This window comes from Phaeovulum sp. W22_SRMD_FR3 (assembly GCF_052113705.1).
Taxonomy (GTDB): Bacteria; Pseudomonadota; Alphaproteobacteria; order Rhodobacterales; family Rhodobacteraceae; genus JBGQOG01.
Genome location: NZ_JBGQOG010000037.1, coordinates 1 through 15,833, shown reverse-complemented (window position 1 = coordinate 15,833; position 15,833 = coordinate 1). Strand labels below are relative to the sequence as shown.

The 15,833-nt window shown below is 61.1% G+C and carries 11 protein-coding genes and 4 pseudogenes; 6 read left to right on the top strand and 9 right to left on the bottom strand.

Going from position 1 to position 15,833, the window contains the following annotated elements:
- Positions 1–177 precede the first annotated feature (177 nt).
- The 6 genes from ACEN2S_RS22700 to ACEN2S_RS22675 form a co-directional block, all read right to left on the bottom strand.
- Positions 178–1,851 carry a peptide ABC transporter substrate-binding protein gene (locus ACEN2S_RS22700; RefSeq protein ID WP_441870822.1) on the bottom strand — a complete coding sequence of 558 codons (1,674 nt, stop codon included), beginning with the start codon at positions 1,849–1,851 and terminating at the stop codon, positions 178–180.
- A 26-nt stretch (positions 1,852–1,877) separates the two neighbouring features.
- Positions 1,878–2,837: an ABC transporter permease gene (locus tag ACEN2S_RS22695; protein WP_441870819.1), complete on the bottom strand. Its 960-nt coding sequence runs from the start codon at positions 2,835–2,837 to the stop codon at positions 1,878–1,880.
- Entirely contained in the window at positions 2,834–3,784 is a 951-nt protein-coding gene (locus ACEN2S_RS22690) for an ABC transporter permease (RefSeq protein ID WP_441870816.1), read from the bottom strand. Before ACEN2S_RS22690 ends, ACEN2S_RS22695 begins: the two co-directional genes overlap by 4 nt.
- A gap of 4 nt (positions 3,785–3,788) precedes the next feature.
- Complete coding sequence (locus ACEN2S_RS22685) at positions 3,789–4,733, bottom strand: ABC transporter ATP-binding protein (protein ID WP_441870814.1); 945 nt, start codon at positions 4,731–4,733, stop codon at positions 3,789–3,791.
- Entirely contained in the window at positions 4,730–5,725 is a 996-nt protein-coding gene (locus ACEN2S_RS22680; RefSeq protein ID WP_441870811.1) for an ABC transporter ATP-binding protein, read from the bottom strand. The genes ACEN2S_RS22685 and ACEN2S_RS22680 overlap by 4 nt, the downstream gene beginning before the upstream one ends.
- Positions 5,726–5,815: 90 nt before the next feature.
- The gene (locus ACEN2S_RS22675; RefSeq protein ID WP_441870808.1) at positions 5,816–7,183 is read right to left on the bottom strand and encodes a CapA family protein; all 1,368 of its coding nucleotides are present in this window, start codon (positions 7,181–7,183) and stop codon (positions 5,816–5,818) included.
- A gap of 756 nt (positions 7,184–7,939) precedes the next feature.
- On the opposite strand from ACEN2S_RS22675, the gene ACEN2S_RS22670 reads away from it, so the two are divergent.
- The 4 genes and pseudogenes from ACEN2S_RS22670 to ACEN2S_RS22655 all read left to right on the top strand — a co-directional run bounded on the left by ACEN2S_RS22670 (position 7,940) and on the right by ACEN2S_RS22655 (position 12,422).
- Positions 7,940–8,605, top strand: coding sequence for a TetR/AcrR family transcriptional regulator (locus tag ACEN2S_RS22670; protein WP_441870805.1), 666 nt, complete (start codon positions 7,940–7,942; stop codon positions 8,603–8,605).
- Positions 8,606–8,634: 29 nt separating this feature from the next.
- Positions 8,635–9,570 (top strand): TAXI family TRAP transporter solute-binding subunit, encoded by a 936-nt coding sequence (locus tag ACEN2S_RS22665; protein WP_441870802.1) that lies wholly within the window; start codon positions 8,635–8,637, stop codon positions 9,568–9,570.
- Positions 9,571–9,582: 12 nt separating this feature from the next.
- Positions 9,583–11,525: pseudogene (locus ACEN2S_RS22660) on the top strand (TRAP transporter permease).
- Between the two features lie 3 nt (positions 11,526–11,528).
- Complete coding sequence (locus ACEN2S_RS22655; RefSeq protein WP_441870799.1) at positions 11,529–12,422, top strand: amidohydrolase family protein; 894 nt, start codon at positions 11,529–11,531, stop codon at positions 12,420–12,422.
- Positions 12,423–12,511: 89 nt separating this feature from the next.
- Here the strand turns inward: ACEN2S_RS22655 and ACEN2S_RS22650 are convergent.
- A pseudogene (locus ACEN2S_RS22650) lies at positions 12,512–12,712 on the bottom strand (ATP-binding protein); the annotation flags it as partial.
- Between the two features lie 15 nt (positions 12,713–12,727).
- The gene (locus ACEN2S_RS22645; RefSeq protein ID WP_441870825.1) at positions 12,728–12,919 is read right to left on the bottom strand and encodes an integrase core domain-containing protein; all 192 of its coding nucleotides are present in this window, start codon (positions 12,917–12,919) and stop codon (positions 12,728–12,730) included.
- 222 nt (positions 12,920–13,141) lie between these two features.
- Here ACEN2S_RS22645 and ACEN2S_RS22640 point away from each other — a divergent pair, with 222 nt between their 5' ends.
- Both ACEN2S_RS22640 and ACEN2S_RS22635 read left to right on the top strand, forming a co-directional pair.
- Positions 13,142–14,365 carry an IS110 family transposase gene (locus tag ACEN2S_RS22640; RefSeq protein WP_441870796.1) on the top strand — a complete coding sequence of 408 codons (1,224 nt, stop codon included), beginning with the start codon at positions 13,142–13,144 and terminating at the stop codon, positions 14,363–14,365.
- Between the two features lie 306 nt (positions 14,366–14,671).
- Positions 14,672–15,043 (top strand): annotated as a pseudogene (locus ACEN2S_RS22635) (IS110 family transposase); the annotation flags it as partial.
- A gap of 276 nt (positions 15,044–15,319) precedes the next feature.
- On the opposite strand, the pseudogene ACEN2S_RS22630 reads toward ACEN2S_RS22635, so the two are convergent.
- A pseudogene (locus ACEN2S_RS22630) lies at positions 15,320–15,736 on the bottom strand (transposase); the annotation flags it as partial.
- Positions 15,737–15,833 lie beyond the last annotated feature (97 nt).

The window sequence follows — 15,833 nt, the reverse complement described above, 5'->3', positions numbered from 1 at the left end:
TGGGGTTTGGTGGGAGGGGGGGGGGGGGGAGAAGAGAGGGTGGGGGGGGGGGTGGCGGGGGGGGTCGGAAAAAGGGGTGGTTTGCGGGGGGGGGGCGGATAAGGGGGGGGGAAGGGGGGGGACAAAAATCCCCCCCGCATCACCGCCGCAAAGGGCGGGACATAGGGGGGACGCAAGTCACTCCCGATACCAGTTCTCTGACCAGTTCATCAGCGGATCATAGGTGACCACCTCAAAGCCCTTCAAATCCGGCACCGTCACATAGGCCTCGGCGTAAAAATACAGCGGCAGCATCGGCAGATCCTGCGCAAAGACGCTCTGAATGTCCTGCCAGGCAGCCTTTTGCCCCGTCGCAGACAGGGACGCCTCAAAGCCCGTCAGGGCCGCATCCATCGCCGGGCTTGAATAGCCCGAGAAATTGTTGCCCACGAAATTATTGGCGTCATTCGGGATCTGATCGGTGCCAACCGCAATCGAGGGCGAGGTCGACGGCGAAAAGCGGATGGAGGACATGATCATGCCGGTGAAGGCACGGCGCCGCGACAGCTCCCCGTTATATTCCTGCAACGGCACGAATTTCGGGATCACATCGACGCAAATTTCGCTCAGCTGGCTTTGGATCACCAATGCAATCTGCTCGCGCGTCTGATTGCCCGCCGTGGTGGCCAACTCAAAGGACAGGCGATCACCTGCGGCATTTGTGCAAATCCCATCCGATCCTGGCGTCCAGCCCGCGTCACTCAAAAGCTTTTTCGAGGCTTCCGGATCAAAGGAATAGGTCGTCATCTCCGGGTTGAAATAAGGGTTTGAATCCGGCAGCAGCCCGTTGGCGACAGGTTGCTGACCCGCAAACAGCGTCTGGGTGATGGCTTTGCGGTCGATCCCCGTCATCAGCGCCTTGCGGACATTGATATCGGCAAGGATGGGATTGTCGAGATTGAGCGCGATCCGCTCAAGGTTGGTGCCATCGACGATGTGATAGGCCAGCTGATCGGGCCGTTGCGACTGCACGTCAAGCATCTGGCTGAAGCTGATGCCGCCCGGGCTGACCGGCACCGCATCAATTTCGCCCGCCAGCAGGTTTTGCACCAATGCGGATGAGTTATCCCGATAGGTCAGAATGATCCGCTCGAACCCCGGCTTTTTGCCCGGCCAATGCGGGTTCGGCGTCCAGGTCAGGCGGGTGCCGATCTGATAATCCGACAGCATATACGAACCATTCCACAGCCCCGGATTGGTCGGATCGGTGTTATAGAGGGTCTTTTTGGTGTAGCTTTCGTTGTCACCGTTTTCTGCGTAGATCGGTCCTTCCAGATGCTCGGGCAGAACCTGATCCCAAGACGCGAAGCTGGCCGTCACTTCCGGCAGGATCAGCGTAAAGGTACGGTCATCGGTAATCTCGACATCGCGCGCACGGGTCCAGGGATTGAACTCCGAAAAACCGATATCGGGATCGTTGGCCATCTTGAGTGTGAAGGCCACATCTTTGCTGGTCACCGGCACGCCATCCCCCCAGGCGAGGCCGTCGATCAGCGTGAAGGTGACGCGCATGCCCTTTGTGCCATCCGGGTTATCGACGATCTGGGCAAGGCCATTTTCAATCGTCGGCAGGGTCTCGCACAGGATGCATTGGTTTTCGGCATTCTGATCAAAGGCGGTCATCGGACGCAGCCCGTAGTTGATCTGAAGCCGCTTCGTGTTGTTCACCTGAATGAGCGGGTGAAAGTTCTTCAGGAACTGCAGCTGGCCCACGACCAGCTGGGTTTTATCCGGCTGCGCGATGGCCGGCGTCATCATGCCACCCAGTGCGACAACGGCCGCAGCACTCGCCATAAGGGTCTTAAGTTTCATTTCGTCCTCCCTGTTATTGTTGTCGGTCAATGCGACCGACCCTCATTTTCTGCCCGAGGGTCAAAGGCATAGCGCGCACCATCGCCGACAAAGTTCACGGCCATGACGGTGGCGAAGATCAACAGCCCCGGATAAATCGCCAGATGCGGCGCCGAGATGATGAGCTGTTGCGCATTGGTCAGCATGTTCCCCCAGGTCGGGGTGGGGGGCGCGATGCCGAACCCCAGAAAGCTCAGCGTGGATTCGAGCAAGATCACCCGGCCAACGGTCAGCGTTGCCGCCACGATCAGCGGGGAGGAAATGTTGGGAAGGATGTGCACAAAGACATTATAGCTCCGCCCTGCCCCGCTCACCGTGGCGGCCCGCACATAGTCGCGCTCGCGGATCTGCATGGCTCCCGCACGGGCGATCCGCGCCATGGTGGTCCAGTCGACAATCGCAATGATGATGACGATCCGCAGAAAGATATAGATGGGCGAGTTGGCAGCGGCGGCCGAGAGACCGATCTTGGTCAGGTCAATCGACCCCAGCACGATCAGCAGCGGAATGAGCGGCAGGGCAATCAGGCAATCGGTTGCCCGCATCAGAACCGCGTCCACCTTGCCGCCAATAAACCCGGCGGTGACGCCGACGGCGACGCCGATGATCGCCATCAGGAAGGTTGCGATGACCCCCACCGCGATGGAGACCTGCCCGCCGTAAAGCAGCCGCACCAACACATCGCGTCCCAGATCGTCGGTGCCCAGCCAATGCGCGGCTGAGGGCGGCTGGAAACGTGCCAGCAAATTGGTTTTGTTCGGGTTGATCCCAAGATACTGACTGAGCGGCCAGGCACAGAGGCACAGCAGAACCAAAACGACCAGAAAGATCAGCGAGGTCGTTGCAATGCGGTGACTGCGGAATTTCTCAAAGCGCAGGCTCCAGATGGTCTGGATCGGGGGAAGCGGCGCGCGGGTGACAGTGGTGGGGGTGCTGACATCGCTCATAGCGTGATCCTCGGGTCCAGGAGGGCATAGGCCAGATCCGCAAGCAGGTTCGAAATCAGCACGACAATCGTCGCCAGCAAGAGCCCGACAAGCGCGAGGTTGAAGTCGATATTGGCAACCGCGTCATAGATCATCTTGCCCATTCCCAGCATGCCGAAGATGGTCTCGATGACCAGGGCGCCGGAAAACAGATGACCAAAGCTGAGCGCCAGCACAGTGACCATGGGAATAAGCGCGTTGCGCAATGCATGGCGCATGATCACCGCGCGCTCGCTGACACCTTTGGCGCGGGCAGTGCGCACGAAATCTGCCGACAGCGTTTCGATCATGGCAGCACGGACATAGCGGATCAGCGGCCCGACGTGAAACATCACCAGCACCGAGACCGGCAACACCAGATGCCGCGCCTGCGTCACGAAGGAAGCATCATTGGAAATCGGCGTTCCGGAGGCAGGCAGCCAACCCAGCTTGACCGAGAACAAAATGATCAGCAGCAAGGATACCCAGAAGTTCGGCAGCGAAATCGCGGCAAAGGAAAACATGCCGATCACCGAATCCACCAGTTTGGTCGGCTTGCGTGCCGCCAGCGACCCCAGTGCCATCGCCAGCGGCACCGAAATCAGAAGCGTGAGCGCCATCAGCTTGGCGGTTTGCAGCATCGAGGGCACCAGCACCTCAAGTACCGGCCGGAAATACAGGCTGGAATAGCCCAAATCGCCGTGCAGCGCGGCCACCAGCCAGTTCCAGTAGCGCACGGTCACCGGCTGATCGAGGCCATAGAGTGACCGCATTTGATCAATGAGTTCCGGCGTCAGCGAGGGATTGCCCTCGAACATATTGTCAATCGGATCGCCGGGCATCAGCCCGATCAGCAAAAACAGCAAGAAGGACATGACCAGAATGACCAGCACTGCCTGTGATAAACGCGAGAGGGAATAGCGCAGCATGGGCTCACTCCTTGTGATGGCAGGCCGAGAGCTGCTCTGGCCGCCCCGGCGCGGGCAACAGCTCGGGCCGGTCGGTGGAACAGATCGCGGTGGCTTTGGGACAACGGGGGTGAAACACACATCCCGACGGGGGCCGGATCGGTGAGGGGATTTCGCCCTTGAGAACGCTGCCGCGTTTGCGACGTCCCCGCCCGATCCGTGGCACGGCCTCAAACAAAGCCTGCGTGTAAGGATGGCTGGGCGAGGTGAAGATATCATCCGCCGGGCCCACCTCCATGATCCGCCCGAGATAGAGCACGGCAACCCGGTCCGCGAGATGCCGGACCACGCCAAAGTCATGACTGATGAAGAAATAGCTGATCCCGTGCTTTTCCCGAATATCGGCCAGAAGGTTGAGAACCTTGGACTGGATCGAAACGTCGAGCGCCGACAGCGGCTCGTCGGCAACGATCAGCTCCGGGTCGCCGATCAAGGCCCTCGCAATCGCAAGGCGTTGCCGCTGGCCACCCGAAAACTGGTGGGGATAACGGTTTGCCGCATCGGCGGGCATGCCCACCTGCTCCAGCACCTCGGCAACCCGGTCCCTTCGCAGCTTCCGCCCGACCTCGGTCAGGCGCAGGGGCTCGCTGACGATATCTTCGACCGTCATCCGGGGATCAAGCGCCGAAAACGGATCCTGAAAAATGATCTGCACCGGGTCACGGCCCGCCGGATGCGCGCGCGCCGGGGTGAGGCGAATGCCGCCGGTGGTGGGCGGCCGCAACCCCGCCACCGAATAGCCAAGCGTTGACTTGCCCGAGCCACTTTCGCCGACAATCGCCAGGGTTTCACCGCGCATCACCGTGAGGGACACTTTGTCCACCGCCCGCAGCATCAGGCGCGGCTGCAAGAGCCCGGCGCGTGTCGGGAAATGGATGCTGACTTTGTCGAGTTCGAGAAGCGGCGTCATGGCGTTACTTTCAGGCAGGCGACAAAATGATCCGGTTCAACCTCCCGCATCATTGGTTCGGTGATGCGGCATTCTTCGGTCGCGAGGCGGCAGCGCGATGCAAAACGGCAGCCCTGCCGGGGCTGCACCCTGAGGCTGCCCGGAATGACATGAAGACGCTCAACCTTGCGGTACGGATCGGGGAGTGTCTCGATCAGCCCGCGGGTATAGGGATGCAGCGGGTTTGCAAAAATCTGCTCGGCGGGCGCGTATTCGACGCCGCGCCCCGCATACATCACCAAAATCCGGTGGGCGAGTTCAGAGACCACGGCAAGGTTATGCGTGATGAACTGCACCGCCATGCCGGTGTCTTCCTGCAACTCCAGAATCAGGTCGAGGATCTGCGCCTGAATGGTCACATCAAGTGCCGTGGTCGGCTCATCCGCCACCAGCAATTTGGGCCGACAGGCCAGCGCCATGGCGATCATCGCCCGCTGGCGCATCCCCCCCGAAAGCTGATGCGGATAATCCCCGGCCCGGTGGCGTGGCGCGGGAATCCCGACCGCTTCCAGCAATTCAACCGCACGCTCAAAACCTGCACGCGCGCTTAGTTTTTCATGGACCTGAAGGACTTCAGCGATCTGCACCCCCACCTTCATCACAGGATTCATGGCGGTCATCGGTTCTTGAAATATCATTGCGACATCGGCGCCACGAAGCGCCCGCCATTCGCGGTCCGACTGCGCCAGAAGGTTGCGGCCGTTGAACAGCACCTCTCCCGTCACCCGGCCACTCCCCGGCACCAGCCCCATCAGTGACAGCGATGTCATGGTTTTACCGCAACCGCTCTCGCCCACGATCCCCAGCGTTTCGCCCGCCGCGATCTCATAGGAGAGACCGGTAACGACAGAGGTCTCCGCCCCGCCTCTTGCGGGGAAGGCGACCCCGAGATCGCGCACCTGCAACAGCGGTGCCTTTCGCAAGTTCGTATCGTCGGGCTTATGTGCGCCCATGCCTTCCTCCCTCATCCTCCGGCCCGTCTCAGACCGGCGGCGCGTGACCGCCCGCAGGACGACCACGCTGAACTGATTTCCCGCGCGCGATCAGGTTGTGACGTCAATGATCCCCACGCCATTCTCAATCCGGATCTTGGTGCCGAACGGTTCGGACAGACGCTGATACCGCTCCAGAATGCGCACCCCATCCTCTCCTTTGGCCAGCATAGGGCGGCCTTCCGTCAGCGGGTGATCCCCACCGCCGGTCCGCCGGTGCAGCGTCGCTTCCTTATTGGATTCACGCCCCATTTCGACCGGATGCATCATCAGCCGCACCAGTTTGCCCTCTTTCATCTCAGCCTGCAAAATGCACGAACTCCACCAGGTCTGCGACGGGGTATCGAGGCCGGGATGAAGCGGATGCAATGCCGGATGCAGCGTTTGCAGCGCATCCACATCATGGCCCCAGGCGTCATAGCTGTCATAGGGCACCCGCTGGATGAATTCGGAATGCGCAAAGAAGTTGCCGATGCCATAGATGATCGGCTTGCCCTTGTAGATCTCGATCCCCAAGGTTTTGTGCCAGCCGTGACCCACATAGATATCTGCACCGCCATCAATCGCCGCATGGGCGAATTCACGAACAAAGCGAGGCGGCAGGTCGCCGCGCGGGCCATCTGCCACCGAGAAGTGATGCGCGACGATCACCAGATCGGCCATGCAGCGCGCCTCTTCGATCGAGCGCATGTTGCGGGCCAGATCGCGCGGGTTGCAGGTTGAGATGATTTCGCAGCTCTCCCCCTCGACAAAGCATTCCGGGTCGCCCCATTGCTGCGCGCCGGGAATGAGGAAGCCAAAGCCATCCTTCGGCCCATGTTTCGGCGGCTTGACGATATCGAGTTTCTTCGCGAAATCCTTCAGGTTCGCCATCGTGTCCGGATCAACCTGGAACACGAATTGCAACCTTTGCGGGTTCACCCCCGGCCGCGCCATGAACGAGCCCTTGGCGTGGTTGGCCCACATGAAATGCTGGTTGCCCGAAGAGGTCGCGACCAAAGCGACCCGGCCATTTTTCTTTTCGACATAGCCGGGTTCAGAGGCACGCTCGAGATCGGTGCCGGTGCCCGCCGTCGCAATGCCCGCCGCCCGCATGTGCTTTTTGGTCGCGACCAGGCCCTCGGCCCCAAAGTCAAAGCTGTGGTTATGGGCAGTCGACATGATGTCGAAACCTGCCCATTTGAGATCTTGGGCGATGATCGGGTCAGACATCATGAAACTGCCAATACCCTGCCCCCGCGCGGGCCATTTCAATTCCTCAGGATCCGCAAAATTCATCTCAAGATGACCGTAGGAAACGTCCGCATCCTTGATCAGGTCCCAGACGCCCAGAAACTCCGGCTCTTCGTGCATCGAAAAGGGGCGGCTCACCATGCATTCGCCGGCCAGAGATACCCGCCAGTCACCCTTTTGTTTCATTCTGTATTTCTCCCTCCCGGTCAGCTGTGGCGGCCTGTGCCATTGCCAAAGCCGCACGGCACAGCCGCGTTCGTTGAATTGATGATCTGCGTGGCGCGAATTGAACGTGCCAGTGCTGCAACTCTATGAGAGCAGCGCAGCCATCACTAGACGAGACATTAAGCTTTCAGATATGCCGGAATAAGATGGCTTGACCAGCACGAACCCGACAAGCCAACGCCCCGCAACCAGGATGCGTGCTATGTGATGTCCTGATGCAGGAAAGACCTGAGAAGTTCACCTGTCGCGCGGGCCTCCACCATATCGCCAGTGCTGCAACCTGCACGTCTTCCGATGCCTCTGGCGTCGCCCGACTGCGCAGATGGCAAGCGCCATAGCAGTCACGCGGCTTCGCGCAATCAGGTCTACCGCTTCCTGCCTATTGTGAGGCGGCGGGCGGCGATCCGTGTTGTTCCAGCGCAGTATTGTCCGAAAATGGGTTGCCGGTATTGCCCCCTCTCGGGACCAACTGCTCATTCAGCGCCGTTCACAGGCTGCATTCCCGCCGCGAATTTCCAACCGGTTTGCGCAACACAGCGCTGGATACCTCCACATCAACACGCTGATTTAAAAACAAAATTTACGTTCTATTGTGGCGCCTTGCCTCGACAAAGCGCCTTTGTTCGTCAAAAATTCGTACATATGTACAAAAATATGGACTCATGCATCTATTATTAGTACATATGTACAAATTCGGCGGAATCGGAAAAAGATCACATGCGCAAATCAAATGGCCAACATGGAACGCAGGTCACAATCCTGGATGTGGCAGAGCGGCTCTTTGCCGAACGTGGCTTTGGTGCAGTCTCCCTGCGGGAAATTGCGCGGGAAGCCGGCGTGGCCGTCTCGGGCCTGAACTACCATTTCACCGACCGTATCGGCCTGCTGAGCGCGATCTATGCGCGCCATACCCGCCCGATGAACATGCGCCGCCGCGAGCTTTTGGGGGAAGCCATGCGGATCGCCGACCCGCACAGCAGGCTGACGGCAATCCTGCGCTCCTATCTGCTGCCGGCCTTTGCATCGTCCACCGATTCCGGCGGTGGCGCCCAATTCACCCGGATGCGCGCGGTGCTCTCAGCCGAGGGCGATCCTGCCGCCCGAAATATTATCGCGGAATCCTTCGACGACACGACGCGCGAGTTCATCGACGCCATCGCCGACTGCCTGCCGGGCGTCGCGCGTGAAGGCATCGTCTGGCGCAGTCAGTTTCTGCTGGGGGGCCTCTATTACACGCTCATCAACCCGGAACGGATCAACCGGCTGTCAGATGGCCGCGCCGATGGCGCAGATCACGACGCCGCAATCGAAGCTCTCGTCAGTGCGACACATGCAAGTCTGGTGGCGCTGGTATCGGAGCAAATACCTGAAACAACAAAATAAATCACGACTTAAATAGGGAGGAGTACACGATGAACATCAAACAACTCATCGCCACGGCAGCGGTGGTCTCGGGCCTGGCGATGCCCGCTTGCGCGCAAGAGCGCGTCTCGATCGGGACCGGCGGCACCGGCGGCCTTTTCTACGTCATTGGCGCCGGTGTTGCCAATGTCATCAATACCCATCTGGACGGCACGACCGCCCGGGCGGAGGTCACCGGCGCCTCGGTGGAGAACATCCGGCGCGTTGCCGCTGGTCAACTGACCTTTGGCTTCTCGTCTTCCTCGACGTTGTATGAAGCCGCCACCGGCACCGGCGCGTTCGATGGTGACAAGCAACCGGTCGCCGGCATGGCTTATCTTTATCCCGCCGTTTTGCAGGTTGCGACAATCAAATCCACCGGCGTTTCAGGCTTTGAGGATCTGGCAGGCAAGCGCATCAACCTCGGCCCTCCGGGTTCGAATGCTGCGGTTCTCGCGCAGCGCCTGCTGGAGGCCTATGGCGTCTTTGACAAGAGCAATGTCGAGTTCCTGTCCTATAATGAAGGGGTTACTGCCCTGACCAATGGCACGGTCGACGCAACCGTCGTATTGGCGGGTGCACCGACCGCCGCGCTGATCGATCTGGATGCGCAGGAAGACATGGTTCTGCTGTCGCTGGACGAAGTCAAAATGGCGCCGCTGTTCAAAGAATACCCTTTCTACCAGCCCTACCAAATTCCGGCCGGGACTTATCCGGACCAGACCGGGCCGGTCTCGGTGGTGAATGACCCCGCAACTCTGTTCGTCAAAGCTGATGCCGATCCGGCGCTGGTCGAGAAACTGACGGCCTCCATTTTCGACAATTTGGCCGAACTCGGCGAGGTGCACCCACAGGCCAAGGCAATCAATCTCGCGGATGCGCCCAACATGCCGATCCCGCTGCATGCCGGCGCCGAGGCATATTTCAACGCGCATAAGCAAAACTGAGTGGTGCGGACAATGACGCCTGTTCTTGACACCTTGCTGCTGTACCGTTCGGGAGATCGCGGAAGGAAGGAGGTGGCCACCATCTCCCTCCTCTATGCGGGCCTCGCCGTGCTGGTCACCGCGTTGGTGATCTATGGAGCCTATTTCGGCCTGATCACTGCGCTGATCCTGCGCGCAGCTTTCTTCTCACTGGTCGCAGCGGCAGGATTGCTGGCGTTGGGGCTGCAGGCAGAGCGAGGCGGGGTACGGCTGCTCTGCTACGCCCTGGCCATTGTGGCGCTGATCCCCGGGTATCACATCCAATCCAGCTATTTTGACATCGTGATGCGCGGCGCCATGGCGACGCCGGCGGATCTGCCGATCTTCATCGGCCTGATGGCGGTGGTTTTCGTGCTGGTGCGCATGGCCCTCGGCTGGCCGCTGGTGATCATGATGGGTATGGCGCTGCTTTACGCCTGGTTCGGTTACCTAATCCCCGGTCAATACGGCCACGGCGGCTATGACCTGCGGCGGCTGGCCTCAACATTGATGCTGTCCACCGAGGGCGTCTATGGCGTGCCGATGGGCGTCGCAGTCGAATATATCTTCCTCTTCGCCCTGCTCGGCGGCCTCCTGATGAAGATCGGCACCGGCGAGGTGTTTGTCGACATCGCCCGGGGTCTGACCGGTCGCATGGTGGGCGGACCGGGCCTGTCGGCCGCGCTTGCCTCGGCAATGCTGGGCACGATCAACGGCTCGGCCGTGGCCAATGTGGTGACCACCGGTACCTTCACCATTCCACTGATGAAGCGCACCGGCTATTCCGCCAATCTGGCGGCGCCATTGAGGCTGCGGCCTCATCCGCCGGGCAAATCCTGCCGCCGGTGATGGGGGCTGCGGCGTTTCTGATGGCCGAAATCATCGGCGTTCCCTACGGCACCATTGCGCTGGCTGCACTGATCCCGGGTCTGCTCTATGTTCTGGCCCTGATGATCTCGGTGCGGCTGGAGGCCGGGCGGCTGGGGCTGCAGCGCGACATGGATGCGGGCCTCGCCCTGCTGTGGAGCACATTGAAATACCGTGGCTATCTGCTCTTGCCGCTGATCGCGCTGATCGGATTTCTGATCGCAGGCTACACGCCCACGCGCGCGGCCGTGATGTGTATCGTCGCCGCACTCGCCATCTCGCCCTGGCGCAAGGACACCCGTGTCAACGTGGTCGAACTGATCGCCGTCTGCCGCGACACGCTGGCCGCCACCATGCCGATCATTGCCGCAGTTGTGGCTGCCGGTGCGGTCATTGGCGTCTTGAATTTGACTGGTCTCGGGCTGATGCTCTCCGGGCTGATCGTCGAAGTCGGCGGCTCAAGCATTCTGGCGATTTTGGTGCTGACCGCCGTGGTCTCCTTCATCCTCGGGATGGGTTTGCCGACTTCGGCCGCCTATCTCCTACTTGCCGTGCTGGTGGCGCCCGCCCTGACCCGGCTCGGCATCGAGCCCATCGTCGCGCATATGTTCATCTTCTACTACGGCCTCGTCTCGGCGATCACCCCGCCGGTCGCACTGGCTGCGTTTGCCGCCGCCTCGATCTCGGGTGGAGATGCCAATGGGACCGCGATGGAGGCGGTGCGCCTTGGCTTCGTCAAACTGTTCGTGCCCTTCCTCTTTGTTTCGATGCCAGACCTGCTGATGGTCGGCGATGGTCTCGCCATCACCCTCTCGGCGATCCTCGCCACCATCGGGATCACCGGCCTGACCATTGCCTTCGCAGGATGGTGCGCGCGCCCGATGTCATGGCCCGAGCGGTTCGCGCTGGCGGCCGCCGCGCTCCTTGTCCTGTGGCCAACGGCAGTGACCGCGACAGATCCGGCCACCCTCATCATGCGCCTGGCCGGTCTCGCGGGCCTCATCACCCTTCTGTTCCGCCTGCTTGTGGCGCGGCCGATCCCGCGCGCCGCCAATGATCCAAAGGTCTGACTGATGTTTAGCGAAAATTTGCCCTTTCAAAGCAATCCCTCAACGCCTGCGCTGAAACTACCCGCCGGGGCCTGTGATGCGCATTGCCATGTCTTTGGCCCCGCAAAGGACTTTCCCTTCGCACCCGAGCGGACCTACACACCGGTAGATGCCCCCTGGGAAACCCTCGCGGCGCTGCATGACAGGCTTGGGATCGCGCGCACGGTTTTGGTGCAGGCAAGCTGTCATGGCACCGATAATACGGCCATGTTGGATGCCATCGCCCGGTCCGGCGGCACCTGCCGGGGTGTGGGCATGGTTGCCCGCGAGGTGACCGACGCAGAATTGCAGCACCTGCACGACGGCGGCGTGCGCGGCATTCGGTTTAATTTTGTCACCCATCTGGGCAAAGACGCCGACGTCGGAGCGGTTCAGGAACTGGCCGCGCGGATCGCGCCGCTGGGATGGCATGCCGTGGTGCATTTCGAGGCGGACCGGCTGGAGACCCTCGCCCCGATCCTCAAGACGCTGCCGGTTCCGATGGTGATCGACCATATGGGGCGTCCCGATGCATCGCGCGGGGTGACGCAGCCCGCCTTTGGCATGTTGCTGGACCTGATGGCGGATGAGCGTTTCTGGGTAAAGGTCTGCGGCGCCGAACGGATCACCAGAACCGGCCCCCCCTATGACGATGCAGTTCACTTCGCGCGCGAACTCGTCACCCGCTTTGAGGACCGTGTGCTGTGGGGCACCGACTGGCCGCATCCGAATATCAAAAAAGACATGCCGGACGATGGTGCCTTGGTCGACCTTTTGGCGCGCATTGCCCCGGAACCAGCCCTTTTGCAAAAACTGCTGGTGAGAAATCCGACCCGCCTCTATTGGCCGGAAAAGTTCCAGGCGCGGTCAAACCGTTGATTTTCATCCAAGACTGAGCCGTTTTTCTCACCGAGAAGTGACCCAGTTCTGATCCTGGATTTCGGTTCTTGCTGGGGTCAAGATTGGGTCTAACTCTGTTTTTTCTTTGCGGCGGGCGCAGCAGCAGAAATGGCTTTGAAGCGGAAACTGTCGTTCCTGGTTTCCAGAATGTGGAAAGGGTGGGTCAGGCCTTCGAGCGAGGCCGTGGTCATTTTGGCGTCACCGAAGGCCGTGGCCCCTTCGCCAAAGCTGAGGTTCGCGGTGATGACCACGCTGCTGTATTGACCCAGCGGAATCTGCTCAGGTTAAGCCGCTAATCTGAATGCCTCAGCAGGCGTGCGCATGGCAAGGGCCTGATGAGGGCGGCGGTGGTTGTGGAAGCTGATCCAGTCACCGATGACACGGGTCGCGTGCTGGATGCTTTCGAAGCGGTGCCGGTGAGTGCATTGCTCTTTCAGCGTCCGGATCACGCGCTCGACCATGCCGTTATCCGGCATGATCAAGGCGGTGCTCTTGGCCCAGGATCTGCTATCGTGTTGGCATCCGGGGCTTGGGGCATCGGGAGCACGTGAGTGTGGGCAGACCGAGCTGCAACAATGGGCCGAGAGCCCGTGCCGTTATATGGTCGCCCCTGCGGCTCGCCCGGATGTGCCGAGAGCACGGATCTGTACATGCCGCGTGCCCGCCTGCTCCCTCCTTGCTGACAAGAGGAGTTCGAAATGCGCATCATTGGACTGGATATCTACCGCGTCTTTGCCGAGGCGGTGGTCCTTGAAGACGGAATTGCGCGCCGACTTGGGCGTGTAGACATGACGCGGGAGAAGCTGACGGCTTTTGCCTCGACCCTTTGGCCGACCGATCATGTGGTTGTCGAAGCGACCGGCAACGCTGCCGCCGTTGTCGAGATCCTTGCACCGAGAGTGGCCCGGGTCGCGGTCGCCAACCCGCTGCAGGTTCACCTCATTGCACGGGCAAAGACAAAGACGGACAAGATCGACGCCCGCGTTCTGGCACAGCTCTACGCCGCGGGCTTCCTGCCCGAAGTCTGGATCCCGGATGCAGAGACGCAGGCCCGGCGCAGACAGGTCACGCGACGCAACCAGCTGGTGAAGAGTCGGGTGCGCCTGAAGGCCATCGTGCAATCCATTCTTCATGCGCAGCTCGCGCCCCGCTGCCCGCATCTGGATCTGTTCGGGGGCAAGGGGCGCGCCTGGGTTCTGGCGCAGGACGTGCCGCCGGATGAGCGCGTGGCGATCATCCGGCACATTGAAGAGTATGACAGACAAACGTCAGCGCAGCGGCTGGTCGAGCAGGACATCGCCCGTTCAGCCATGCCGGACAAGGATGTCCGGCGGCTGATGACGATTCCGGGTGTCGACATGGTGGTCGCGGTCGGGGTGATGGCCGCGATCGGCCGCGTGGACCGCTTCGCCTCGGCTGATCAGCTCTCGGCCTATCTGGGGCTGCATCCAAGCGTGCGGCAATCCGGCGATGGCCCTGCGTATCATGGGCGGATCACCAAGCGCGGCCGGAGCGACGCACGTCACCTGCTGGTCGAGGCGGCTTGGCAGGCTGTGCGGAGCCCTGGGCCACTCCGCGCCTTCTATGAGCGGGTCAAGGCGCGCCGGGGCGCGCATGTGGGGGCCGTCGCCGTGGCCCGCAAACTCGCCGTTCTGATCTGGCACATGCTGTCCAGAGGCGAGGACTATGCCTGGGGCCGCCCCACACTGCTGGCGCGCAAGATGCGCAAGCTGGAGCTGGCGGCAGGCGCGGAACCCCGGCGCGGTCAGCGCGGCACTGCTTACGATTACAACAAGCCGGAACTGAGACAGGCAGATCGTGCCGGGGCCGAGCACGCCGAGCAAGCCTACAGGCGGATCATGCAGCATTGGCAGAGAACGGGCAGGCGACATCAACCTGCAGGATGTGACGGTTCCGGCTAGAGGATCACTCTACCGCAGAAAGGGGCTATTCAATTACATCCGTTGCTGCGGGTCGAGCCATCCGGGCGCCACGGGTTCGAGCCCGATGGCGAGGGCGGGGTGATGAACTCCTGTTTCAGGCCATAGCTGCGCACCAGAGCCGTGAAGTGGCGGCTGGTAAAAACGAGCCCATAGCATGTCGGGAATGAATCGCGGTTGAAGGTTGTGGCCGCCTGCGCAGCCCCCAAAATTGCGCAGCAGGCGGCCACAACCGGGGCCCGGATCTCTATGGTGGTTTTGCGAACCACACCACTGAGGAGACCGGCTATGGCCAAGGTTGAGCATACTTCGGATGCCCGTGTTCTGGTAGGCATCGACATTTCCAAGACCCGTCACGAGGTGCTGATCACAGTCCCGGGGCGGACGCGTCGGCGGCGGATGACAGTGTTGAACACGGCTGATGATTATCGTCGGCTCATCGCTGCCTTGATGGAATACGGCCTGCCCGTCACCGTCGGGTTCGAGGCGACAGGCAACTATCATCGGGCGCTGATGTTCGCTCTCGGAGCAGCGGGATTCGATCTGAAGCTCGTGTCTTCTGTTGCACTCGCCCGCACGCGGGAAGCGCTGCACAACAGTTGGGACAAGAACGATCCCAAGGATGCGCAGGTCATCCTGCGGATGCTGGAGATCGGGGCGTGTGTGGATGCCCCCGGTTTTGCAAGCTGATTTTTCGACGGTTGGGCTGGGCTTCAATCGGTCGTGTGTCAGGCCTCTTGATGTGGCTCTTCTGACGCCACGGGCCGGTATGCTGTTCGGAAGGCAAGGCCCACATCGGTTCAGAGAGCTATGACGCTCGAGCCCCGGGACTGGGTTTCCTCGCCTTGAACTTTGAAGTCCGTGTCGCTTACTCCGTCGGTCGATCACCTTGCCCAGGCCTTGCGGCCATGCCGTTTCCCTGTCCGTGGATCAGGGTCACGCCATTCTGTAATGCTCCTGTTTCGTTGTAATTGCCCAGATCATGCGGGCCATCTTGTTGGCCAGCGCCACCGCTGCCACCATTCGGGGCTTGCGCGCGACCAGATTGGCCAGCCAGCGATTGGAGCTGCCGCCCTTGCGCACAACCCATCGGATCACGCTCATGGCTCCGACGATCAGGAGCTTGCGGATGTCGCATTGCCCCATCTTGCTGACGGCTCCAAGCCGGGCTTTGCCGCCCGTTGACCGTTGTCGCGGCACCAAGCCCAGCCAGGCGGCAAAGTTGCGACCGCTGTCGAATGTCGAAAGATCTGGCGCGAAGGCAGCAATGGCACCCGCAGTGACTGGCCCGATGCCCGGCACGGTGCAGAGCCGCCGTAACTCCTCGTCTGTCTTCGAAGCTCGATCAAGCTCGCTGAGCTGCTGCCGGTTTGGTGGACACGAAGATAAGATCGTGACCAAGGAACTGGAGTGTGGATATGACGAGACGGAAGTTCAGCCGCGAGTTCAA